This window comes from Pseudomonas fluorescens, from assembly GCF_902497855.1.
GTDB lineage: Bacteria > Pseudomonadota > Gammaproteobacteria > Pseudomonadales > Pseudomonadaceae > Aquipseudomonas > Aquipseudomonas fluorescens_BI.
Window position 1 is genome coordinate 12,496 of the sequence record NZ_CABVHU010000021.1, and the last position, 23,296, is coordinate 35,791.

The 23,296-nt window shown below is 51.7% G+C and carries 23 protein-coding genes; 15 read left to right on the top strand and 8 right to left on the bottom strand.

From position 1 onward, the window contains the following. The first annotated feature begins 120 nt into the window (after positions 1 to 120). The 5 genes from F8N96_RS29875 to F8N96_RS29895 all read left to right on the top strand — a co-directional run bounded on the left by F8N96_RS29875 (position 121) and on the right by F8N96_RS29895 (position 3,178). On the top strand, positions 121 to 612 hold the full coding sequence (locus F8N96_RS29875; protein WP_150800854.1) for a hypothetical protein: 492 nt from the start codon (positions 121 to 123) through the stop codon (positions 610 to 612). Positions 613 to 784: 172 nt separating this feature from the next. Beyond that, the gene (locus F8N96_RS29880; protein WP_150800928.1) at positions 785 to 994 is read left to right on the top strand and encodes a hypothetical protein; all 210 of its coding nucleotides are present in this window, start codon (positions 785 to 787) and stop codon (positions 992 to 994) included. Further along, positions 991 to 1,467, top strand: a complete 477-nt coding sequence (locus F8N96_RS29885) for a hypothetical protein (protein ID WP_150800855.1) — start codon at positions 991 to 993, stop codon at positions 1,465 to 1,467. The genes F8N96_RS29880 and F8N96_RS29885 overlap by 4 nt, the downstream gene beginning before the upstream one ends. Before the next feature lie 122 nt (positions 1,468 to 1,589). Continuing rightward, positions 1,590 to 2,048 carry an SH3 domain-containing protein gene (locus F8N96_RS29890; RefSeq protein ID WP_150800929.1) on the top strand — a complete coding sequence of 153 codons (459 nt, stop codon included), beginning with the start codon at positions 1,590 to 1,592 and terminating at the stop codon, positions 2,046 to 2,048. Between the two features lie 89 nt (positions 2,049 to 2,137). Then, positions 2,138 to 3,178, top strand: a complete 1,041-nt coding sequence (locus F8N96_RS29895) for a DUF4062 domain-containing protein (protein WP_150800856.1) — start codon at positions 2,138 to 2,140, stop codon at positions 3,176 to 3,178. A 69-nt stretch (positions 3,179 to 3,247) separates the two neighbouring features. Here the strand turns inward: F8N96_RS29895 and F8N96_RS29900 are convergent, their stop codons facing one another. Then, the gene (locus tag F8N96_RS29900; RefSeq protein ID WP_150800857.1) at positions 3,248 to 3,703 is read right to left on the bottom strand and encodes a helix-turn-helix domain-containing protein; all 456 of its coding nucleotides are present in this window, start codon (positions 3,701 to 3,703) and stop codon (positions 3,248 to 3,250) included. Positions 3,704 to 3,861: 158 nt separating this feature from the next. Between F8N96_RS29900 and F8N96_RS29905 the strand changes: the two genes are divergently transcribed. From F8N96_RS29905 to F8N96_RS29920, 4 genes are all read left to right on the top strand, one after another. Further along, entirely contained in the window at positions 3,862 to 4,257 is a 396-nt protein-coding gene (locus F8N96_RS29905; RefSeq protein ID WP_150800858.1) for a DUF6957 family protein, read from the top strand. 40 nt (positions 4,258 to 4,297) lie between these two features. Continuing rightward, positions 4,298 to 4,768 carry a hypothetical protein gene (locus F8N96_RS29910; RefSeq protein ID WP_150800859.1) on the top strand — a complete coding sequence of 157 codons (471 nt, stop codon included), beginning with the start codon at positions 4,298 to 4,300 and terminating at the stop codon, positions 4,766 to 4,768. A 2-nt stretch (positions 4,769 to 4,770) separates the two neighbouring features. After that, positions 4,771 to 5,160: a hypothetical protein gene (locus F8N96_RS35560; RefSeq protein ID WP_150800860.1), complete on the top strand. Its 390-nt coding sequence runs from the start codon at positions 4,771 to 4,773 to the stop codon at positions 5,158 to 5,160. 203 nt (positions 5,161 to 5,363) lie between these two features. After that, positions 5,364 to 5,759 carry a hypothetical protein gene (locus tag F8N96_RS29920; protein WP_150800861.1) on the top strand — a complete coding sequence of 132 codons (396 nt, stop codon included), beginning with the start codon at positions 5,364 to 5,366 and terminating at the stop codon, positions 5,757 to 5,759. Positions 5,760 to 6,086: 327 nt separating this feature from the next. On the opposite strand, the gene F8N96_RS29925 is transcribed toward F8N96_RS29920, so the two are convergent. Together F8N96_RS29925 and F8N96_RS29930 are read right to left on the bottom strand one after the other, a co-directional pair. Then, complete coding sequence (locus F8N96_RS29925) at positions 6,087 to 7,706, bottom strand: DUF4145 domain-containing protein (RefSeq protein WP_150800862.1); 1,620 nt, start codon at positions 7,704 to 7,706, stop codon at positions 6,087 to 6,089. Between the two features lie 27 nt (positions 7,707 to 7,733). Next, positions 7,734 to 8,432, bottom strand: a complete 699-nt coding sequence (locus tag F8N96_RS29930; RefSeq protein ID WP_150800863.1) for a tetratricopeptide repeat protein — start codon at positions 8,430 to 8,432, stop codon at positions 7,734 to 7,736. A 752-nt stretch (positions 8,433 to 9,184) separates the two neighbouring features. Between F8N96_RS29930 and F8N96_RS29940 the strand changes: the two genes are divergently transcribed. Together F8N96_RS29940 and F8N96_RS29945 are read left to right on the top strand one after the other, a co-directional pair. Further along, on the top strand, positions 9,185 to 11,959 hold the full coding sequence (locus F8N96_RS29940) for a UvrD-helicase domain-containing protein (RefSeq protein ID WP_224794143.1): 2,775 nt from the start codon (positions 9,185 to 9,187) through the stop codon (positions 11,957 to 11,959). 489 nt (positions 11,960 to 12,448) lie between these two features. Then, entirely contained in the window at positions 12,449 to 12,928 is a 480-nt protein-coding gene (locus F8N96_RS29945; RefSeq protein WP_150800864.1) for a hypothetical protein, read from the top strand. Between the two features lie 320 nt (positions 12,929 to 13,248). On the opposite strand, the gene F8N96_RS29950 is transcribed toward F8N96_RS29945, so the two are convergent. Both F8N96_RS29950 and F8N96_RS29955 read right to left on the bottom strand, forming a co-directional pair. Further along, complete coding sequence (locus F8N96_RS29950; RefSeq protein WP_150800865.1) at positions 13,249 to 14,070, bottom strand: hypothetical protein; 822 nt, start codon at positions 14,068 to 14,070, stop codon at positions 13,249 to 13,251. Between the two features lie 233 nt (positions 14,071 to 14,303). After that, positions 14,304 to 15,077, bottom strand: coding sequence for a hypothetical protein (locus F8N96_RS29955; RefSeq protein WP_150800866.1), 774 nt, complete (start codon positions 15,075 to 15,077; stop codon positions 14,304 to 14,306). Between the two features lie 596 nt (positions 15,078 to 15,673). Here F8N96_RS29955 and F8N96_RS29960 point away from each other — a divergent pair. The 3 genes from F8N96_RS29960 to F8N96_RS29975 all read left to right on the top strand — a co-directional run bounded on the left by F8N96_RS29960 (position 15,674) and on the right by F8N96_RS29975 (position 17,996). Further along, a complete protein-coding gene (locus tag F8N96_RS29960; RefSeq protein ID WP_150800867.1) occupies positions 15,674 to 15,928 on the top strand; it encodes a hypothetical protein in 255 nt (84 codons plus the stop codon). 312 nt (positions 15,929 to 16,240) lie between these two features. Beyond that, the gene (locus F8N96_RS29970) at positions 16,241 to 16,876 is read left to right on the top strand and encodes a hypothetical protein (protein ID WP_150800869.1); all 636 of its coding nucleotides are present in this window, start codon (positions 16,241 to 16,243) and stop codon (positions 16,874 to 16,876) included. After that, positions 16,869 to 17,996 carry a hypothetical protein gene (locus F8N96_RS29975; RefSeq protein WP_150800870.1) on the top strand — a complete coding sequence of 376 codons (1,128 nt, stop codon included), beginning with the start codon at positions 16,869 to 16,871 and terminating at the stop codon, positions 17,994 to 17,996. Before F8N96_RS29970 ends, F8N96_RS29975 begins: the two co-directional genes overlap by 8 nt. Before the next feature lie 527 nt (positions 17,997 to 18,523). Here F8N96_RS29975 and F8N96_RS29985 read toward each other — a convergent pair. Together F8N96_RS29985 and F8N96_RS29990 are read right to left on the bottom strand one after the other, a co-directional pair. Continuing rightward, positions 18,524 to 19,276 (bottom strand): SIR2 family NAD-dependent protein deacylase, encoded by a 753-nt coding sequence (locus tag F8N96_RS29985; protein ID WP_150800871.1) that lies wholly within the window; start codon positions 19,274 to 19,276, stop codon positions 18,524 to 18,526. 92 nt (positions 19,277 to 19,368) lie between these two features. Further along, complete coding sequence (locus F8N96_RS29990; RefSeq protein ID WP_150800872.1) at positions 19,369 to 19,629, bottom strand: hypothetical protein; 261 nt, start codon at positions 19,627 to 19,629, stop codon at positions 19,369 to 19,371. 197 nt (positions 19,630 to 19,826) lie between these two features. Here F8N96_RS29990 and F8N96_RS29995 point away from each other — a divergent pair, with 197 nt between their 5' ends. Continuing rightward, positions 19,827 to 21,500 (top strand): DUF262 domain-containing protein, encoded by a 1,674-nt coding sequence (locus tag F8N96_RS29995; RefSeq protein WP_150800873.1) that lies wholly within the window; start codon positions 19,827 to 19,829, stop codon positions 21,498 to 21,500. A gap of 347 nt (positions 21,501 to 21,847) precedes the next feature. On the opposite strand, the gene F8N96_RS30000 is transcribed toward F8N96_RS29995, so the two are convergent. After that, complete coding sequence (locus tag F8N96_RS30000; RefSeq protein WP_150800874.1) at positions 21,848 to 22,777, bottom strand: DUF808 domain-containing protein; 930 nt, start codon at positions 22,775 to 22,777, stop codon at positions 21,848 to 21,850. Positions 22,778 to 23,296: the final 519 nt, after the last annotated feature.

Genomic DNA, 23,296 nt, shown 5'->3' on the forward strand with positions numbered 1-23,296 from the left:
GCGTGTCGCTACGGTAGATTGGAGTCGCCGCAATTTCCCCAAAGATTTTCTGAATATTTAAAAGGAGCAAGCCTCACCTTTTACGATCTTATTGTCACAATCGCTAATATGGAGCTATTTATGTGGATTTTGAACTCGGGACGGAAACATTTTTTAGAGTTCCTTCGCAATACATCAATTCAGTTTTTCCTTATGGTGCTGGTTGCTATATCCACCGGAAAAGTGAACACGCTCATCGCAAAGCAGAGCTATGGAGACGCAGTTACCATGGGGCTGATTTGCTTTCTCATATTCTTATTACTTTATCTAGCTGCTCACGCCAATATTAAAAACTTCTTTATTGAGTTTAGGGCTGGGGCAACACCCGGCCTTGATCCGTATGTTAAGAGTTTGGCTGGGCAAGACCTCAAGCGTAAGAATCGTCTTACCTTCGCCTATCTGCTGAAGCACGGTAAATCTGCTTTTGTCGAGGCATGCGTGCTGGTAATGGGTATTTACTTTGTCATGATATTCGGATTTTTCTATTCCGTTGAAAATGCACAAAGCTTTATGACTAAGGAGGATGGTAAAGGCGCTGCCCTTGTTAAATCCGGTCACGCTGAAGAGGAATAAAAAATCTCGGTGAGTTCAGGCTGTATAGCATTCGATGGCACGCCTTTGAGTTTTTTGGACGGTGCGTTGATAAGTTCGGGTGGACATCCCGCCGTCTTCCACGGCTTAAATTGCCCGGCTTACCTTCGTCCTTTCCGCTGCTATGCTGGTTTTTTGTCCAATAGAGACGTGCATCATGACCGAATACTCGCTATCAGATGTGCTGGAAAGGATGTACCAAAACCAGCTAGCCCTTGAGGCTGCGCTCATGGAGCTAACCCTCCAGGTGGAAGACCAGGGTCATGCGGAAGTCGGCGACAACGTTCGTGGCGCGCTTTACACAATTGGCGAGAACGCCGGCCACATCAAGCAAGGTCTAGCCCGCCTCAAAAAGCTCCCATGAGGCAGCCATTGCTCGATTTTGATCTCACACGCGTTTCGCTTGAGCATTACATTACTGGGAAAGCTGCTATTAATTTCCCGCACCCTGAAAGCACCACTGGCGGATGGCATTTCCTGTCCTACTTCGACCGGGATTCGGGCGTAGCGAAAGTGTCCTTGGCAGGCATCCACTATCCAGACACCACCGATTTCTTTGGAGACGCTGGAGTCATCGACGTAACCGACGAGCTTGCAAGGCGAGGCTGGTCTGAAGACTGCAAAAGGCTGTTCATGGCGGATCACTACAGGGCCGCAGCTGACATGGTGATGAAATGGGTGCTAAGTAGTTCTATGCACTGCAACGTCGAGGTCGCTGAATGGTTTCCCTCTTCCGAAACGAAGCAGCGGCTGTTTGAGATCCTGAACTCGGGAAGGCCCAAACTTTTAGATCCCGATAAGCTGCAAAAAATGGAAGCTTGGCTAAGCTCGCAGTAGTCCGAAGGACAGGTCTGCATGGCAACCGGCGTATTGCGTCTTAAGCGGGAGCAATGGATATGCGCAAGAAGTCCCAGTCATGGTTTATCCCGCTCCTGATTCTTTTTGCCGTTCTGTGGGCAATGGGGAAAAAAGACACGCCTCAAACCCCGGTAGAGCCGAGCACTCTGAGCACGCTAGTATCAAACACGTCGACGTCTCCCGCACCGACGCCGACCTCCGCAACTGAGCAGTTCGTGAGCGCTGATAACCTCAATGTCCGGGATCAACCAGGCGGAAAGGTCATCTCAAAACTGAAGCGCGGGGAGAAGGTTCAGGTTTTTGAGACTCGAAAGGAGTGGGCGCGCATCAGCATTGATGGTCAACCTTCGAAGTGGCTTTCGTCCAAAAGCCTGTGCAGCGGCTCAGACTGCTACGTCGTTTTAAAGCCAAGACCAGCGATTCAGCCGACACAGCCTGCTCGCCAACAGACTCCAGCTTACGGTTCATCCTGCCCTTGTTCCTCTGGGAACGTGTGTATCGGGCCTCGCGGTGGTCGATATTGCATTACCTCTGGCGGTAACAAACGGTACGGTGTCTGATCTGCTGTTCACCATCAGGACAATCTGCAACGATCACACCTAGTTACAGTCCAAAAGGACACATATGCCAGCGTTCAGAGGATGCACTGATGAAGGTGTTCATAAGCTCCGTAGTAAGAGGATTCGAGCAGTTCAGAGCCGCCGCCAAAGACGCGGTGGAGACACTGGACATGAAGCCGGTCATGAGCGAGCACTTCGGAGCGCGAACCTATTCCTCGGAGCACGCCTGCCTGACAGAGGTCGACCAGTGCGACGTTTATATCCTCATTCTTGGCGCTAACTACGGCTATGAACCTCAGCCAGGTCTCTCGGTTACGCAGCAAGAATTCCACCAAGCGGTAAGCAAGCGTAAACCGATTCTCGTCTTCATCCAGAAGACGGACTTTGACCCGAAGCAGGCCGAGTTCGTCAACGAGGTTTCTGACTACAAACAAGGTTTTTTCAGAGCCTCATTCTCAGATCCCCAAGAGCTGTTGAAAGCTATCGTCCAGGGCCTGAGTAGAATGGAGAAATCCAAAAGCGCAATTTCTGAGAAAGCCTTTCACGAGCGCATTACGGAGGCATCAAGCTCTCGCTCCTACGGCGGTCACTCCTATGCGCCACAGCTTGAGTTCGCGTTTTTGCCACAGCCCGTTGAGCAGCACGCTGTGCACGGAGCGGCCCAACGCCGTGATGAGGTTTTCCAGAGCTTCCATAACCTGGGCTTGGCGAAGTTCAAGCAAGGTTACGAAGACTGGGATGACAGGTTGTTCACAGGATTGAAGTCCGGAGATACGTCCTGGCGCGTTTTTGACGACGGGCTCGTCCTCTTGGAAACTGATGCAAGTGTGCCAGTGGAGGGGCGTACGGCTGGTCTCTATTTCGTATCTCCGACCAACCTGTCAAAGCTGATTATGTCTTGCTTCGAGGTGGCCGAATTCCACAGCGGCTGGTATCGCATTACCTTGAAGAATTTAGACATGGCGAAGATAGAAGAGCCGCCAGCGACTGCCCCCAGCAGCTATTCGATGCCAATGCGCCGTGAAAAGGTCGTTAGTGAGTCACGACTTTTCATCCCTGCTACACGGCCCATGGTGGAGCAATGGATACAGGAAAGCATCGTAAGAATCGCCAGAAGTTTGGCTTATTGATCAGTGACACCTGAAGATATAAACCCACTCATCTCGTGCCTCTGTCACTTTGAGCCGAGGGAGTCCTTTTCAATCGTCAACGTGCCACAGACGCCCAACAGTGCTTCTGGGTAATTCCAGATGCCGGCAGACCTCTGCTTGAGAAAGACCTTCTGCCTTGAGTTTGCGTACTGCCTCGAGCCTTTCTGCGGCTGCGATTCTCTGTGGTGTGGTGAGCTTCTGCGGCTCGGCAGGCAGCGCTTCATCAAGAACTCCTAGCCGCATGAGTTCTATCATCGATTCATTCAAGACAGAGCGTGCTGTCTTGCCCTCATCGGCTGCGGCCACCAGTGTGAGCAGCGACAAAGGCGTTAGGCCCAGCGCCTGAGCCAGATCCGCACTCAGATCAATAGTCGGTGTCGTCGTCGCAGCCTCCAAGCGGCTTATGTGAGCTTGGTCAGCTTGATGCTGGAGGTCTGCTTGCGATAAGCCATTTCGAATCCTCAGCCACTGTAGCGTCGCCGCATAAGCCTTCCGCAGGGACATCCAGCCTACCTCTCCCAAAAAAGAGACGGTATGACGCGTTTGATAGATCCCGCACAAATGCATATAATCATATTGATGGGATTTCTGGCTTGTTACCCGGTATTTTGGGTGTTCGCAGAGCCTGATTTTTGTGTTCGCATCATGAGGATCATCAATTTATGGGTAATTCTTCGGAGCATGAGTTGCTCCGCGAGGGTGAGATATCGTCCTTCGGAACAGAGCTACCTCAAGCCGAAATTGAGGCATTGGTGGCGAATCGCTTCGATCGGAAACCGTACTGTTTGGTCGAGGATTGGCTCATCTTTCACGTGGACGAGCCTCCTGAATCGCTCGCCAGGGTGCGCGCCATAGGCCTGCAGACAATGTTCCTTTATTCCCATTGCGTCACCTACGACAGCCAGGGTCGGTTCCCTCCAGGGGGCTGGGTGCGCTCGACCCTGTGCAAGTCGTTCGACGGCGTTTGCCTGTTCGAGACCCGGAATACGGTGTATGTCTTGGTAGGCAAAGGGCGCGAGATGACCGCATCGCTCAAGACAATATTCGGCTTATGTTAATCGCAGGCGCTAAGCAGGCCTGCTCCACACGAGATACACGATGTTCAGGATTAGCATGCAAGACCAGGCCGGCCCGGTGGGTATGTTCGGGGACGGTCTCGCTCACTTTCACGCCATGTCGCGATCCTTGGCTACTCATTGGTATCACGTGAGCCTCAAGCGCCGGCATGAGGGTCGGTTCGTAGCCTATGAAGAGATGCTGAACGATGAGCCTCGCCTCGTGGAGCTGCTGGTCTCCCAAGACGAGAGCGTGGTCATCCAAGAAGTCCAGGTCGTCACCCCGGCATGGATGAACAAAGGTTCAGGTTGGAAGATGGAAAAGCTGAAATCACTGTCCATGGGATTCAACCAGGTAGCGGTGCCGATCTGCGTCTTGGAGGTCGAGAGTGGTGATGTGTACGTCGACACCCACCAGCGTGACCTTGATGTTGATTCCCTCATTGGAGTGAAGGAGCTATATCGGCGCAGTGCTGTGGCCACTGTTGTAGCATCAGCGTCGGAGGCCGTGTAACTATGGACGACATCAATACAGTCGCAGTCGATTTACACGAAAAGCGTTACTCGGACTTCGACCTCCTTCGCATCGCCAAAGCAGTGAGTCAAGACTACGATGGGCTGGTCACGGCCTACCTTGTGAATGTCCATATTCATGCATGCAGTGCCGTTGGCGTTGTGTTCAGCCACATTTGCCCAGGGCCTTACCAACGATTTGCGGATGGTCGGCTGATTCGGACATCGGACATTCAGCACGTGACGAAGGAAGGTAGGTTTTGGGTGATCAACACGGTCAACTCGAAGTATGTCATTGCAACGTTGAGGCGGGACGTTGGGCGCCGCAGCTTGCGTGAGTTCATGCGTATAGCAGGGGGCCGGTATCTTCCGACGCCTAGTCGACTTCAATAAATCCTTTCATCGTTGGTTCTAGGGCTTGCCCCTCCCAGGGTAATGGCTCAAGTGAGCAAACGCCCGAACACGCCGTTTTTCGGCCACTGAAGGGCTTCCATCCTCAATGTCTCTGGCACGTCGCAGCCCGGCGCGCTCCGCTTGCCGTTCGCTCCCAAGGCGAATGCCGGATGTCATAACTCCACCTGGTGAGCCTTAGCACTATGAATCAGCCAACTGAAGCTCTACCCGAGATCGACATAGGTGAATTTCGTGAGCGCTACCCTCGGATGTTCTCAGACCGTGCTGTCGATGAAATCTATTGCGATCCTGGCTGGAAGAATATCCTGATTGCCCTTTGTGACATGCTGCAGGATTACTTGAAGCGACACCCAGAGGTCACTCCAGTCACCGTCGCGCAGATCAAATCCAAATTTGGAGAGCTGCATTTCTTTTACGACGGTGGCGATGCCTACTGCAGGGGCGCAGTAGACGTAGCAATCCAACTTTCAACGAAGACTTGCTCGTACTGTGGAGCCCCTGGCAAGCAAATGGGCAGCACATGGATCAACACACTGTGCCCGGCTCATGACGGTAGCAGTCAGCTGAGAAACGGTTAGCCTTCGCGAACCGCGCTGTCCTAGAAGTATGAAGAGGTGTCATGTGTTGAGATTGTCGATTCGTGGCGACAATAAGCATTTCTGCTCGTCCTTCACAAGGAGGCCTTCATAGGTGGCTGACCGGTGAACAAGAACTTTTATCGCCTCGTAATTGCCTGCTAATGCTCTACCGAGATCGTTGGTAAATTTTTTCAGCGCGCTGCACTTGAACCGCGTCTATCTCTTGGGCTTCGTCAAACGTGCAAGGACATCATGGCTTCGGTACTGTTCTTTACGTCGAGTATTGCGGTTGTCCTTTATCGAATGGCACGGAGTTGTCGCCCGAATTCATTTCCCATGACATGCCTTGTATTTTTTCCCGGAATTGCAGGCGCACAATTCGTTTCTGCCTTGCTTGGGATGGTCTTGGGTTATGCCAAGCGTTCGCAACTGCCCTGAAATATTTTTTCCGGCTTTATGGGATTTCGACATGTCCATGAGCATTTTCATGCGATCAGCACGGTTCTTGTAGGGGTAGCCTTGGTCGTCGTAGTAAGCGGTGACTATCAACGCAGCTTCGGCAAGCTTTGGATTGTTAATTAACTTGGGAATGGACTGACGAATCTCAGTGATGGTTGTCCTGCCAAGGGAAGCGGATTCCTTGGACAGCTCTGTATCTGCTGGTTCGCTCTCAAAGCACTCTTGGCACAAGGAAGCTGCGACAATCATTCCCTCAAGCCCCGGCTCAAATTCCAGCAGATAGTTCGCGTAGGCGACCTTAGCTTCGTTCTGAAAGTCAGGGACGTGCATACAATGGTTCAGGTACTTCTTGGCGTCTTCGATTTTGTATGCTGTTGTTTCCCCGCTGGTGATGGCGCGGGCAAGAATGAACATTGCTTTGGGATGGAATTGCTCGGCTGATTTAGCGAGCCACTGGACGGCAAGCGCTTCCTTTGGCTCAACGCCTATGCCTTCTGCGTAGCATTTCGCAAGGGTGAACTGTCCGTCTGGATAGCCAGCCTCTGCCGAACGAACTGAACACTCAAAAGCCTTGTTCTTATCCAATGGCGTTCCCCTGCCATTAGCGTACATATCTGCCAGCTCTGCCAGTGCTACAGGGTGATCCAGTTGAGCCGCTTCGGTGAAGAAATGCAGGGCTTCGGGAAGGTCTACGTCGAAATTGTTCGACCCGTAACGTAGGTAAATACCAAGCTGAACCTGAGCCTCGTCGTAGCCCATTCTGGCTGAACGAGCGATGCAACCCTGACCCATACCAATCATGGATTTGTCGCGCCCATTGGCGAGCGCCATACCGTATTCATAGAGGCTTTCACGATGGTCTTGATGCTGGGCAAGCTTGAACCACATCTGAGCTTGGTCTAGGAATGACTGGTATTCCTGACCGAAAAAGCCATGTCCCGCTTTTCGAATGTCATCATCGTATTTTGCGGCTCTGCCTTGGAAGTACCTGCCTGCAAGGTACTGAGACTCTGCATCGCCTTCCACCATCGCTTTGTAGCTCATGGTTTGGAGGAAATCACCGACAGGCTCAGTGACTTCGTAGGCTGGGACAGAAGCCGTTCCATGCATGAGCTGGTAGGAATAATCGAGCAAGCTCAAGCACTCTCTGATCGAGGCTTTCGCTATTTCCAGATACTCCGAATCTGATAATTTGTATTCGTCGGGATGTGCGCCAATGTTCCCGCTTTTTCTGACAGCATGAAGAGAATCAGCAACGTCAAAATTTATTAGATTAGATTTCTTGAGGCGAGCTATCTTGTAGTCAAGGTCTTGCCGAAGGTCGATTTCGGCTGAGGTGCAACTTATTATAATGTTGCAGATGACCACTGCCAGCGCGCGCTGGCTAATCAGCGAATGCTCAGGGAGACTGATGAGCCGAGATTTTGCCTTGCCGTAAAATTTCCCAACCTCTGCTGAAATGCTTTCCGCGAATTCGAAGTCATTCATTGTTTACATCCTGTAATTCCAAGTCACTTACCGCCAAGGGAAAATGGTAGGTGTTTCGATATGCTTGAAAAGACGCAGTATCTCTTGCTGCTTAGCAAGAATCGCGATTTCCTTCCCAGCGTCAGGCTTCATCATCACGTAATTCGCCGGTGGATTTCGACCGTCTTTCAGGCAAATATCAGGATAAGCGTTATTCCATGCCACGTAATCAGGGCTTCCATAGGGGTAGGTGTTTTGTATTTCATTTGCTGAAAGCGAATCGCCTCGCTCGAAAGCCGCCAATGCCCAACGTCTGATCTGAATTGGTCTGTCTGAATAGGAAAGCAAATTGTTCTGCTGGTAGAGGCTGGTAAGCCCCCGCATAGCAAGTACCAATCCCGCATTTGCGGCTTTCAGGTATCGCTGTTCAGCATAGCCAAGGTTTTTTTCCACACCTTTGCCTTCCTTGTACGCATCACCGACCATGTAATTACCCCACATCTGTCCTTGGTCAGCGGCAAGCTTGTAGTATTTAAAAGCTTTCTGAGGGTCTTTAAATCCGTCGCTTTCGTAGATTATCCCCAATTCTGTTTGCGCCCGAACGTCGCCCTTATCAGCCAGTGGCGTAAAGATTTCGATAGCTTTGGGTTTGTCCTTGGCTTTGATGGCAGCCCAACCATCTTCGAATGTGGGTGGTTTGCAGGCAACCAACAACAATGACATGAGCATTAAGGCTATCTGACGCATTCGGTATTCCGCGTTGTAGAATTCAGTTTCCGTTCAAACCACTGTCGCGTGTGAGAAGGCGGCGTTTCCAGTGGATTTCCTTCTGCATCATTTCGTCTTTGCCGGTGTGCTTGTCTGCGATTTCTAGGATGCTGAACCTGAACTTCTCCGTAAAATCTTTACCCCGTTTGGTGTGCAGATCTCGAATGCGTGTGTCCGGGCGTGTATGAGGTCGATGGTGGATTTGTAGTATTTGCACTCCACCAGTACCTGATGCTCTACACCTTCTTTGAGGTAGCGCCAGTACACGTCGATCTGGTGAGCAACGCCTGAACGCCCGGTGATCTGGACGTTGTGTAGCACCTCAATCGTCTCAACCTCATCAGTGGCTAGAATCGCTAGGTAGACCTGCTGGGCAACCTTCTCGTATTTAGGACGCGAACATCCTTGCGTTGATACCCAATTAGCTAGTGAGATTTGGAAATTTGCTGCCCCGTCAGTGGGTATCTACCTGGGCCATCCTAGAGTGATGGCATTTTGACTACGCAAGGCAGCTTGCACAAGGTGTGTTACCTGGCCGCTCAGCAAAAGATGACAGGAAGTTACGAGCTGCTGTCTGCAATCATTTTAGGCGTCCGTTCAGCCTGACAGGCGACGCCATCCAGCTCCGCCCAATTTCGCATCGACACTTTCACTAAGATTCAACCGGGAATGCGAGGAGTTCGGACGTCTTCTCTCAGGTACACTCCAATTTTTGAGACTGTGGAACCGGGATGACAATGGAATGGCGAGCTTCTGCTTGGGGGCGGCTGCTGACGAAATCCGACACGTGGCGCCTCAGGGTCGAAGATGGATGTCTTTTGCTGAAGCTGCGCGAGGCCACTGTGAAGATAAACCCTCACAACCTCGCAAGTGTGGAGGTGAATCGGGGGGTGCTGTGGACGGACTTAACATTCTTCCAAGACCGCCAATACCATATAGATGGTTTGCCCAACTCCAAAGAACCCTCGCTGACCCAGGAATTGGGGAGACTGCTTCAGGTAGCCAGGCGCAACCAGTTTGAGGGCTGCTATTCATCCATAAAGGGCTGGTTGGACGAGGTCGCGTCGGCCATTACCACTGCAGATTCCCAGCACCACTGGTTAACCCACGAAAAGCAGCAAGCTCTCATTGATGCCAAACCGACTCTTAGTATTGACGACCAGGCATTAACCAAGCTCTTCCAAACTTCCGATGTCCAATCTTCTCTCGGTGAACGTGCCGAAGCAGTCCAACAGAATCTCGACGCCTGGATGTGTGATTGGAAAGAATCGTGGACTGCACGAAATGACGCACACATGCTGCGGGAGTTGGATGGATGCAAGGAGCTACTCGCAAACGTCGAAAGCAAGCCACTAACCGATGAACAATCACAGGCGGTCATATGCTTTGACAACCGAGTCCAAGTCATCGCATCCGCAGGCTCGGGTAAAACATCGACCATGGTTGCCAAGGCAGTTTATGCCCTGCACCGCGAGCTAGTTTCGCCCAAATCGATTGTCATGCTTGCCTTTAACAAGGATGCAGCCAGCGAGCTGCAGGCGCGGGTCTCAGCTTCACTGAACCGGCTCGGCATCGAAGACGTGGAAGTAGAGGCCAAGACTTTCCACGCTTTGGGGCTTTCCATAATTGCTGAAGCCACAGGCCGCAAACCTCATGTCCCAAATTGGGCAGTGGAAAGCCAGCTTGGACTCCAGAAGCTTTTGAGCATAGTCGACGACCTGAAGGATCAGTCCGAATTGTTCAGGACACAGTGGGATCTGTTCCGCTTGGTGCTAGGACGAGATATACCTGCGGCTGCGGAGGAGCAGTCGTTTGAGGCATGGGACAAAGAGGGACAAGGCCGACTCGTCTCATTGAGCGGCGAGCTTGTCGCAAGCCAAGAGGAGCGAATAATCGCTAACTGGCTGTTCTACAACGGTGTCGAATATCAGTATGAAAGGTGTTACGAGCACGACACTGCCACGGCGATGCACCGTCAATACTTTCCCGACTTTTATTACCCCGCCATCGATCTCTACCACGAACATTTCGCTCTAGATGCTCAGGGCAACCCTCCTGAGCATTTCAAGGACTATTCGCAAGGCGTGGTCTGGAAGCGCGACACACACAAACGTTTGGGCACAGCCCTGATCGAGACGACCTCACATCAATTACAGATCGGGGAGATTTTTGATCATCTATCTAAGGAATTAACCGCTCGCGGTATTGCTCTCGATCCAAACCCAGATCGACCAATTCCTGCGAAGGGCATGGTACCGATGGAGCATGTCGACTTGGTCAAGCTGCTTCGCATGTTCATCACGCACTTCAAAAGTAATAGCCTGAGCATGGAGCAAATGTCAGATCGCATTCGAGATTTGCCGCCAGGGACATTCAAATACCGTTACGAAGCATTCCTTGATCTTGCCGGCCCTGTGATCGACGGGTGGAACATGGTTCTGGCCCAGGAGCGGGGAATCGATTTCGAGGACATGATTAACATGGCGGCTGAACGGCTGGAGCAAGGACATCCGTCCCCATACAGCCTTGTAATGGCTGATGAATATCAGGACGCCTCAAGGGCCAGAGCTCGCCTGTGCCGCGCCCTAGTCGCGGAACCCGGTCGCCATTTGTTTGCTGTAGGGGACGACTGGCAATCGATCAACCGTTTTGCTGGGGCGGACATATCCGTAATGACAGGGTTCCGAGACTGGTTCGGTCACGGTCAAATCTACCGTCTCGCCACCACATTTCGGTGTCCGCAAGAAATATGTGATGTGTCTAGCCGATTCGTCTCAAAGAACCCAGCTCAGCTGGAGAAGACGGTCACGTCAGTGACACCTGCTATTGGCCCTGCTATCCAGGCATTCCAGGTTCTCGACAGAAACCAGATCCAAGACACCGTTAACCAGTACCTAAATAACCTCTATCACAAGCTGATTGAAGGTGAGATACCTCCTAGCAAAAGTGGCAAGGTGAGCGTTTTCATTCTGGGGCGCTATAAAAACGACCGACAGTACGTTCCAGATAATTGGCAGTATCATTTCGGTGACCGAATCGAGATTAAATTTAAGACGATCCATACCTCCAAAGGTGACGAGGCAGAATACGTTCTGCTCCCTGGTATGGTGGCTCGCGGATTCCCGAATCTAAAAAGCGATGACTCAGTGCTCGAACTGGTGATGCCAGCCGGCGACACATACCCACACAGCGAAGAGCGTCGTTTGTTCTATGTGGCTCTGACTCGGGCTCGTCGATCAGTCGCGATGTTCACTGTGATGGGAAAAAATTCGCCGTTCCTGGATGAGATGGTTAAAGAGGGTGCCATCAAGCTCACCAGTATTCGCGGAGAGCCCATCCATGAAGACAGGTGCCCCTTATGCAAACGAGGAGTGATCGTCTCTAAGGAAGGCCCATATGGCCAATTCCGTTCATGCTCAAGCTATCCGATGTGTGAATTCAAGCCTAAGCAACAGAAGAGGCCTGCCGCGCGGAGTACCGGGGCTTCCGACAGGGGCCCTTGGTGATCCATTTGCTTAGGGTCTACCGCTCGGAAACGAGCTCAGGAAAACTGGGAATGGCTAACAGGGTGGCTACGAGATGCAATTTTCACCTGCAGCCAACGGGTCTCTGTATAAGTTGCGGAGGCTAGCGTTTTGAATGGCCAGCTTTTTAAGCCGGCCACCACCTGGTCAGCTTGTAAGCGATCGCCCAACACACCTTGCGTGGTTAACGGGCGCCCACCTAATGCGGCACAACGCTGTAATTTCACTGGTTCGACAGACTATGATTAGCATTTCACTAAGCCCGTCCACCTATCTCAGCAGGGAGTATCTATTGAAAGCCGCTTTTTTGTAGCGGTGTGGCCGCGCTTTGGGCGACCACCACTGTGAAAATTGTTACTGATGTTGAAAGTTTCGAACTATTGCCGCATTCGTTCGGTAGTAGCTGAGTGATCTAGGTCTAGTGAAATTGTCTAGGCTGCTAGGCTAAATTATCTATTAATTAGGTGGCTTATGTTTTTTTTGAAGATGCTTTTATGGGGGATGGGTGCAGTTGGCGTTTTGGCTCTTCTGATTTCATCCATTGCCTCGGCAATGAAGGCTAAGCCTGAAGATGGCACGTCTTCCTTTTGGATGATGATATTCATGATAGTGGTCGCCTGTCCCCTCTATATCTATATCATGCCAGAGGATAAAGAGGTGGCGACGCCCAAGGTCTATGCTGCTCCTAAGGTTGAAGTTGATCCTCTATTGGAGGCCCGTCGAGAAAGGGCTAGGGAAATTGATCGAGAGAACAAGCGCATGGAGGAGTATGCCGATAAAGAGCATAAGGAACTCTCAGCAAGGTCTACTAGAGTCGCAGTGAATCCTTCCTCTGTGAATGGAATGGCTGAGTATCGTTACTATCTGAAGAGCGGGAAAATTGTTTCTTGCTTGCGAGGTTTCGATGGCGATGTTTTAGCGTTCAATTGTACTAAGTATGATTTTGATTGAAAGTAATGCAGCTGTGCCTATGGTGCCAGTGGGGGGGTGCTACTTGGGCCACGGAAAGCTAAGCTGGTCAGAGTAGTGGCTTAGTTTAAATTTGGTTATCAACTGCATTTCTGCGGTCGGGTCATGCGACACGGCCCTATTATCGCTTGAGTCATGCGTATGCGTGTGTCTCCTACCTCTCTCTATGCCAAGTAGGCCAGTCGTCGTGTCAGCGGCTGTCTGAGGACTCTCCCGGGGCTTTCAAGCGCTGCGACAGTCACTCCCTTCCCGATCTTTATGAGGAGTGGCCGACACCATGGCCGGCCACTAGCTGATCGCAGTTAGAGTTCAGCGTCGATATCGTCGAAGAAGTTCGCGTGTAGCTCGTACTCCAGAGAGCCAAATCGCGCAAGTAGGTCTGCTCTTAGCTCACCCTGGGCTACAGGTTCCAGATTGATCCAGTGACTGTATGGAAGCCCATCATCCGATTCATTAGTCGTGACTTCCGCATCAGCCAGAAGCTCTGCGTTGTCGACCGAGATACCCAATTCATTCGCCAAGGCTTGGGCCATGGATATGCGCTTGCCACGTTCCGCCTCTTCGACTTGGGCCCAATGCTCCCATTCAGACCTACGGTCGCGATCAGCATCAGATTCACCGCTGGAGATGGACACGCCCTCTTCTGCGAGCAACCACTTACCATCACGTCGCAGTAGCTCGACCGTGGCTATAAGGAAGAACGCTGTGCCGTGATACATCCGTTCTTGGTCTTGCTGTCCCTGGTAGGTCAGCGAGATCCCTAAGGTCAGCACCCCGGTTGTGTCGTTGTATTCAGCAGCATCCACCTCAAGGGCGTCTATCGCGAATCCGCTCGCGTTGGTTTCTGCAATCGCACCGGATAGCTGATCTTCCAGCTCTTGATCCAAGTCGACGTAGACATCGTCTTCATGGATCGCGTGGCTGAAGTCTTTGACCCCAAATACAGCCACCATCAAACGCGGATCCTTGGGGTTCCGTTGGGCGACCATAGAAAACTCATGGTAATCAGCGAAGCCAGCTTTTTGGGCAAGCGTTTCTTGAGCTGCGAAAAGCTTCAAGCCCTGCTCACGAGCGAGCAGTTTGGCTTGGGATTTGAAAATGCCTAGCGGGGAAAAATCTGACATGGCAATAGCTCCAAAACCTACGACGCTCTGGTGACCGATTGCCTGTTCACCGGGCAGCGTCTGGTTAGGGGCATGCCGATGTAAAACTGGAGGGTGTTAACGATGGGCTATTGCTTCGCGAAACAGGCGCCAGGCGACCATCACCGCCTGGCTCCGATCATAGGGCAGTAAAACACGCTCCGCAACACCCAAATACTTTGGCTGTTTTGGCTACATCTCAGCACTGGGACGAGTCAAACCGATATGCGAATTATCTCACCTAGCAAGGCATCCAAAGCGCTTTTGAAGTCCACCTGGTGCTCGGTAGGCAAATCTTCATTCCTGCGGATTTGAGTGTGGAGATGGCTGTCAGCAACGTGACGCAGTGAGCTGTGTAGATTTTGCATCTGCCCTTTGAAGGATTTCGAGCATGAGTAATTGCTGGCGACTTCGGAAAAGACCCTCACACCAAATAGCGACGGGACGTGATCAGTGATTGCTCGGATCAGCATAGCTGTGGCCATGTAAGCTTCGCTTCGATACACGAGGTTCAATTCTTCTAACAGGCGAATCAGCCTTCTGTAGTCGAAGCTGCCAGCAGGAAATTTTCTGATCGCTTCAATACGGTTGAGATTTACGTAGCAAGATTCACGTTCTGAGCTGGCAGAGCTTGCTCGGCTATCGGCAAGCCGAGGCGGTTCTTTTGCTGCAGCTTCTGCTTCAAGCTCAGCAGTCATCCTGGCTACCCTGGCTAAGCAATTTCGGATACCTGGGTTTGCTGCTGGTGCATTCGATATCGAGCTGAATTGACTCAGGGCCGCTAGGGCCGAGTCGAATTCGTATTTTCGTGTCGGGCCAAGGTCATTTCTGATGGAGCTATCGAGGTGTGCACCATCACGGCATGCTGCAGCAATCGCCCGACAAGGGCCAAAAGCATCTACTTTCGATGACCGAATTTCAGCGCTATCAAGCGCCGCAACCGCTGTTTTGACCATTTGCTGGATCTCAGCATAAAAACTTCTTTCCAAAACCTTTCTCCAGTGAAGACTCATCCTTTGCTGATTATGCAGGACTCCGTACCACTTATCGGTTTTGGGGAGGTGGCTGAAACAAGCAGGGCCCACACGTGTGCAGCCGAAGAAATGACGCCATAGAACCGTCAGATTCAAATGTCGAACGTGGCTATTTTAGAAGGAGGCGGGGGTATCTGGAGGGAAGTGTTTCAGATTGTTACAGGTTTGAATGGGCGTAGCCCGTGATTTACAAGGGCTGGCCATCCATACAGGGGAAAAATGGATCCAACGCACAGTTTGCGCACAAGTTATCCACAGCTTTGTCGTCTTGCAATGTCAAAGCGACCACATTATCTTGTATTTGATCTCGCCGAATATCACTACATGTTGTGTTTTCGGCGGGCGAGCTGCGGATTCAGTAAAGACAGCGGGCATGCGTGCGAAGTTTGGTCGCCGAGCACACATGTCCGCCTACCCTGAGCCAATGCGTACATTGGTGGGAAGCGCATTAGAGAAAAATCCGACTTTGGATGTCAACCATCCAGCTCGTTTTTCCGCTCAAGGGTTGCTCCTGCCTACTCAATCTTATAGAGCTCCAGGAGCATCTAACCGTGCCGAAAAATACTAAACAAACTTCGACTTCCGTGGCCAGCCTAGCCTCCCAAGTCCTTCGCAACGACAGCTCTTCGGCCATTCAGAAAGAATTGGCAGGCTCTGCTATGGCTCAGGCCTCGACCGGTAAGCAAACTGGTGCCGATATGGAGACTAGGGCCAGCCACGTCCTGGACAGCAACAAGTACAACGCCACCACCAAGAGCCTCGCGGCCTCGGTACTCGCTCAATCGAACAAAGAGCGGGGTGAGTGACATGGCCCAGTATTTCGTTAACCGCAATGCGCAAAACAACGGTGACCATGAGGTGCATACCAGCTCGTGCATCTTCTTGCCGACACCCCCAAACCGCCATGATCTCGGCCAACACACCACCTGTGTGACTGCTGTGCGCCAGGCTCGCAACACGTACCCGCAGTCGAACGGTTGCCGGACGTGCTCTTCGGTCTGTCACACCCAGTAGGCTGTTTTTGAAGGTCTCATCTGGGCCGGGGGCAGCCCGCAGGCTGGCCCCTCTTCAAAGTTGGTCGAATCCCTAACGTTAAGTCGATTGGATGGTCGCTTGGAATGATTCACGATCATGAATACAGTTTATTGGGTGGGGTCAATCGAGCGTTGATTGGTCGGTACCTGACAATACTGGCAAGCGCCATTTCTGGCATTGCAGTTTTTCTGCTGCTCTCAGCTGAAGATTTAGCGAAGAGATATAATCTTCCTGTAAATCTTCCGCCCACGGCCCTCTCGCTGTTAGGCGCGGGAATGGTTTTTGCCCTGCTATATGCACTGTTCAATAAAACTGTGTGGAAATGGCACTGGGCCGTGAAATATCTGAAAGTTCCTGATCTCTCTGGGGAATGGCGCTGCAGTGGGACGACGTTGGACACTGAAGGAAATCCAATGCGCAGCTGGGAGGCGGATGTTTACATCTGTCAAACCTGGGACAAGATCAGAGTGCGATTGAAGACTCACCAATCAGGGTCAAATAGTATCACTGCGGCTCTGGTTCACGATGAGGCTGATGGATACCGCCTTCTTTATAACTATATAAATGATCCTAATCCTGGCGAGCCTGAGCTTCGAGGGCATGTTGGCAGTGCGAACCTGTTATTTACAAAGTCATTAGATGGTGCACAGGGTTACTATTTTAACGGTCACGGGCGGCCCACCTATGGGCGAATGGAGTTGAGGAGAAAAAATGAGTAACTCAATTAATGATCGAATTAACCGTCTACGCTCCAGACGCTCAGGGCTTGATAGATCCTCAGTGATCGCAATGGATGCGAAGGATTTCATAGTTAACCGTAGCCTCACACAAGAGGCCTGGGAGCGTAGGGCTAAAGACAAGCCCAGTACAACATTTGCTCTGGGAGCTATGCAGGAGGTCGATCCGACCTACACTCGCATCAGCATCGAAACGGCAGAGCGGGTAAGCAACCAGTTGTCAAAGAGGACGACCGGGAATATGGAATTCGAGCTACAGGGATCGGTACCCTTGAATGTGCATATCCGAGGAGTCAGTGATGTCGATCTTTTAGCGTTAGAAGCTGATTTTCATACCTACGATTCCCGTGGATCCATGAGTAGGTCTGGTCAGTATAACTCGCCGACTTCACGTACCTCTGTTGGTGTATTGACCGCTCGTAGGGAAGAAATAAGTCGGGCCCTCCGTGATGCGTTTCCCGCTGCTACAATTGATACTTCTGGCTCCAAAGCAATCAAATTGCAAGGAGGGTCTTTGGCGCGGCCCGTCGATGTAGTGCCTTCCCACTGGCACGATACCGTCGATTATCAAGCCTCTCGTCAGAAACATGACCGTGCAGTTACTATTCTTGATTCACATAAAAATATCACGCTAGAGAACTGGCCTTTCCTGCACATCAAGAAGGTACGCACACGATGTGACACCACGGGTGGTGGTCTTCGTAAAGCAATCAGGCTGTGTAAAAATCTGAAGGCCGAGCTTGAGGCGGAAGGCAAAAGTGTAACGATCTCAAGCTTCGATATTGCCTCAATGATGTATTATGCCAACATGAGTAGTCTATCAGCTGGCTCTTTCTATGAATTGGCAATCCTGGCTGAAACTCAAAGGCATTTGGATTTTTTATGGATCAATAAGGAAGAGGCGAGGCGGCTAGTTGTTCCTGACGGATCTCGATTTATATTTGATACAGAGGAGAAGTTTACCGGCTTGCTGCATCTCTCCGTAGCCATGGACAACCTCCTTCGAGAGGTCGCGAAAGAGCAAAATTACCTGCTTAGCCTATCCGAAAAGCCGATGTTGGATGCCAGTAGAGAGGCTGTGACTAAGGCAGCAATTTTCTAACGGTGCTCTACGCGCTCATTTCTGAACGACCGCCTAACGGGCGGTTTAAGGAGCCTCAGCCAGCGCGTTGTTTAAGCGGTGCTTTGCCTCCCTGTCAGCGCCTACCCGCTTCTAACTGCGAAACGTGCTACTACCCCCTTGAATACCATGTACCCATACTCTTGATGGACGCTACTTCGTCGTCAACGGAAAGCTTTGGCAATGCTCGAACCCGTCGCTGCCTGTCGCTGCTTGTCGCTGCATAAGACCACGAGGCAAGCGCTTGTGAATGAGCTGATGAGTGCACATCGTGACGTGAAGCAGGCCGAGGCCGTAATCGATGCCTCTGCGATGAGAGCGGCCTGGGAGCAATTACATCCGCGAGGGTAGCCCTCCATGAAAGAGAAGAGATTAGGTGGAACGATGGAACCCTGATTTCAACCGGCGGAGGGTCAATCAGACACCAAACGCCTCCATGGTATCAGTCGCTGAGCGATTGAGATTAGCGTTAAAGACTTCATCGAAACCTATCAGCGCTCAGGGAGCGATCAGCCAAACGCTTCATGGATCAAGGCTTGCATCATGACCGAGGCTGGGCCCTGGAGAAAGTGCTCCTGGCTGCTGATATCGAAGCGCAGAGGATTGATGTGAATGACAGTCGCCCCATGGCCTAGAGCCCGTAGCGGGAGCTCTGCAGCCGGGTAGACAATCCCGGAAGTACCAATTGAGAGGAAGACATCGCATTCCTCTGCAGTTGCGAGACCTGCGCTCCAGGCTTCCTCGGGCAGCATCTCACCGAACCAAACGACGCCGGGCCGAACATACCCGCTACACACACTGCATCGCGGCGGCACAATTCGCCTTCCATCCTCTGGCAGGGCATCGGAGTTTAAAGGCAACGCATACGCAAGACCACAATCGATGCATCGCGGAGAGTGCAGGCTGCCGTGCAGATGAATCACATCCCGGCTGCCGGCTCGCTCATGGAGATCATCAACATTTTGGGTCACCACGGTCAGCTTGGGTACATGGTTGGCAAGCTCAGCGATAGCGAGATGCGCACCGTTTGGCTGCGCCTGGATAACCTTCAACCGGCGCCATTCGTACCATCCCCAACAGAGACTTGGATCTGCACGAAAGGCTTCAGTGGTCGCCAACTGTGAAGGATCAAACCGCTCCCAAAGCCCACTTAGTGCATCCCTGAATGTGGGGATACCACTCTCAGCTGATGCACCAGCACCAGTGAAGACCACAACGCGCTTAGCTTCCCGCAATCGCTGAATCACGGTGCTAAAGGTCATGGACATATTCCTTGAAGCCAACTTCATTTGAGGTGCCGGCACTTGAGCGTCGGATCGGTAGCTGATTATCGCCTAGTGAAACCCAAGAGATTCTAAGCCAACCCTCGTTCAGCCATGCGACCCAGAAGCGCTTGAGGGTGAATGCGGTAGGTGCCTACACCGACCCGCTGTGTGAAATGATCATAGGTTGGGCTGCTAACCCCGGTGGTCATTTCCGAATTGGAAAGAATCACACCAGTGTAGGTTTCAGGAACATCGCTGAAGAGCTGAATCACAGCCTGTCTCGTGACGACGAGACCTTTGCCAAGACGACCATCAATTACCGCATTTAACACATCGGCGCGAAGGGTCATTACGTGTTCCTTTTCTCTGAGGGTAGATGGCACCAATCTTCCAAACCACCCGTATCTGATTATCCAAGATCACAATCGCTAGAGAAGCTTGAGTCTCGCTCTGAATGCTAATGTGATCGAGGAGGGGCAAAGGTTAGCTAGCTATTTTTGATGGCTAATGGCTATTCTTTCATGATTTTTTACCGCAAGGAACGCCCATGAAGCTCAATCCACTACACGTCAAGATCGCTGGCTTGCTTGAGGGAAGACTATTTCGAATTCCCGAATACCAACGTGCTTATTCTTGGACATCTCGCCAGCGTAAGGACTTGTTTGGCGACATCGAAGAGGCGTTTCGATCTGGTCGGGAGCACTTCATGGCGACTTTGGTTGCCCTAGCCAAAGAGAAGGAGACTCGCCTAATCGGCGTTGACGAGTTTAAGACTGTCGAATTGGTTGATGGCCAGCAACGCGTGACGACTCTCATCATCCTTATGAAGGCGATTGAAAAGGCTCTAGACAACGATGATGTGGCGCAAGCAAAGGTGCGGCGTGAGTTGGGTGAGCTCCTTGTGAAAGGAGATGACCACTCTCTGATTCTGCTCCAGACAAACCATGATGCGAGTCAGGTTTTCACCAACTACATCCGCAAAGGGGTAGTTGAGGGAGACGCTGCAAGGACTGCCGCAGATCAAAATCTAGTTGAAGCTGCCCGTGACTGCGAGCTGTTTGTGAGCAAATGGTTGGCTCGGGGAAATACGGTTTTTGAACTATTGGCGACCGTCAGAAATAAGTTAACGATCATCTACCATGAGATCTCGGACGAGGCGACCGTTTACCGAGTCTTCGAGGTTCTCAACAGCCGTGGCCTAGATGTGAAATGGATCGACAAGCTCAAAAGCCAGCTAATGGCGCTGATTTTCGAGCATGTTGAAGGTGGAACCCGCGATGAGGCGGTAGGTGAAATGCAAGATGTCTGGCGAGGTATTTATCGGTCGCTGGAGAACAGTACGCGAATTGGAGACGAAGCGCTCCGGTTCGCAGGAGCATGGGCGGCTGACACGCGACCTAACAGGATTCCCAGTGAAGCAGATTCGACCGCGCTGCTGACGGTAAAGGCTGGCACCCAACTAAAGGCAATCGCAGAGGTTGGCCATGAGCTTGAGGCGGTTGTCCAAGCGAACTTGCGCTTATTTCGAGATCCACGGCTACGAGCTGTTACACGAATTGTACACGCGCGGTTTGTGGCCGCTGCGATCCTCCTTCGAAAATTTGACAAGAAGACAGAGCAAGAACTACTCGGCAAATGGGAGCGCGCTACTTTCAGGATTTACGAGCTAGCGAGCCGCGATAGCCGTCATAAGGTTGGGGAGTACATTCGCCTCGGCTATGAAATCTACCGAAACAATCTGGACAAGGATCAAATCCTCGGAGGGCTTCAGAAAATCTCCAAGGGCTATTCAATTGACGAAGTTCTGAACAATATCGAATGGGTGAGCAGCTACGAGGGCTGGCAGAATCAGCTGCGATATGTGCTGAACCGTTACGACGAGCACCTGGCAAAGCTTGCGGGACAGAAGCTAAATGAGAGCCAGTGGGGCAAGATCTGGGAGCAAGATGCTGCTAGTTCCATTGAGCACATCGCAGCACAGAGCAGTGGCGTTGGGTGGACGCACCACTTGGGCAATCTGACTATGCTCCCACCAGGGATCAACTCATCGCTTAAAGCGAAGCCTCCGATTGAAAAGTTTGAGGTTTACCGAAGCTGCGGACTAATCGCCACGATCCATGTTGGCCAGCAGATTCATGACGCGAAATCCTGGACTGAAGAGATGGTTCTAGCTCGAGCCCAAAGCATCGAAGATTTCATCAGGCTGGAATGGGCCGACTGATCAACATCATAAGTAATCCACAATCCAAAGCGCTGGAATGAGCTTTCTCAATCCTACAATAGTGGGGATACCACCGTACCAGCGCCCCATCACCACTTGTGGTCAAGTGAGAAGTAAGGCGCAAGCCACGACAATTTCATGTTGGTGCGAATTAGTACGCCGCGATAATGTGGCAAGCTAATGTTCCCGAAATGGCACATTAACCCTACTTTTTGGTTTAATGTGCCGATTCAGACACCTTATGCCGAACGCCGTTTGCGTTTCAGACGGAGTCGCAGTGCTCGGAATGGCGAAATGCTGAAAGTGAGGGCTGGGGGCGAGATCAGTGATTCAGCTCTGGAGGTGGCCTAGGTTGATGCTTTGCCAGTGATGGTAGATATGGCAGTGATGCCTTTGACGATAAGTACCGCAGCCATGCCTACAAGCGCGCCTACTAGGCAGTGAATACCCAGAGTTGCGACAACTTCCCACGATCCTGCCCCTTCGACCAGCCTTTCAGCAAAATGCTGTATAGGCCCGATGCCTTCTGTAATGAACGCTCCCCCGACCAAGAACATAGCCACAGTCCCGATCCAGGACAATGCTTTCATGAGCTTCGGTGCAGCGGATAACAGGCATCCTCCCACGGTTCTTACCACCGAACCCCATAAACCTGTCGCTTCGGATTTCTGGAGAATATGCCCTGCATCATCCAAACGAACGATCCCCGCGACCAGGCCGTAAACGCCCACCGTCATGACTACCGCAATCAGCGCTAATGTCAAAACCTGTTGGAGCATCGGGGCATCAGCCACGATATTCAGGGTGATAACTATGATTTCGGCGCTCAGGATGAAGTCCGTGCGAACTGCTCCAGCGACCTTCTGCTTTTCATAAGTCGCGAACTCTCCTGGTGTCTTTGGTTTTGGCTTCCTAGCTTGGTCTGTGCCATCGCCTCGTATAGCCGTGAGCTTGTCCTTGATAGCCTCAAAACCCTCATAGCAGAGATACGCTCCCCCTACCATGAGCAGCCAATGAACTGCCGCAGGTAACAGTGCGTTCAACACCAGAGCACAGGGCACCAGGATTGCCTTGTTTCTCAACGACCCCTTGAATACAGCCCATACCACCGGCAGCTCTCGGTCAGCTTTCATGCCGGTAACCTGCTCAGCATTAACAGCAAGGTCATCGCTCAGGACGCTGGCCGATTTCTTTGCAGCGACCTTGCTCATGAGGGAGATGTCGTCCAAAAGCGTGGCGATGTCGTCCAAGAGTGCGAAGAGGCTGCTGCCTGCCATGGAAATGTCCTTAAGCAAATGGGTAGAGAATCTTTGATCAGCACCCGGATGGGAAAGCGACCGTGGCTATCGGTAACGCATGGCGGGCTGGATAGCTGCTTGGGAGCTTATGGTTCGGGCACTAGACACCAAACGAGAATTGACGTTCCCGGGGCCTTTCAATCACAAGCTCCAGTCAGAGGGAGGTGGTACGGTCAATGAAAACCTGGATCGGCACCCTATAGATGCGCTTTGGAGAATGCCCTCAGCCGCAGGGGTGGGGGATCGGCATAACCAAGGATTCAATTTGATACCAATATCGTGGCACTTGGCGGGGCCCTCCTATAGCCGCACACAACATTTTCTGATCCTAAAATCTCAAGCAAGAGCAGGGAAGGAAGACGCTTGAGAGTCGAACGTAGGAATGGGCCAACGTAGAATTTGACACCACATCTGACACCGGAAAAGCTGACTGGGAATCGTATGAGGCATATCAAAAATAAACAGAGAAAATAATTTCCCTCTTTAGAATCAGTAATC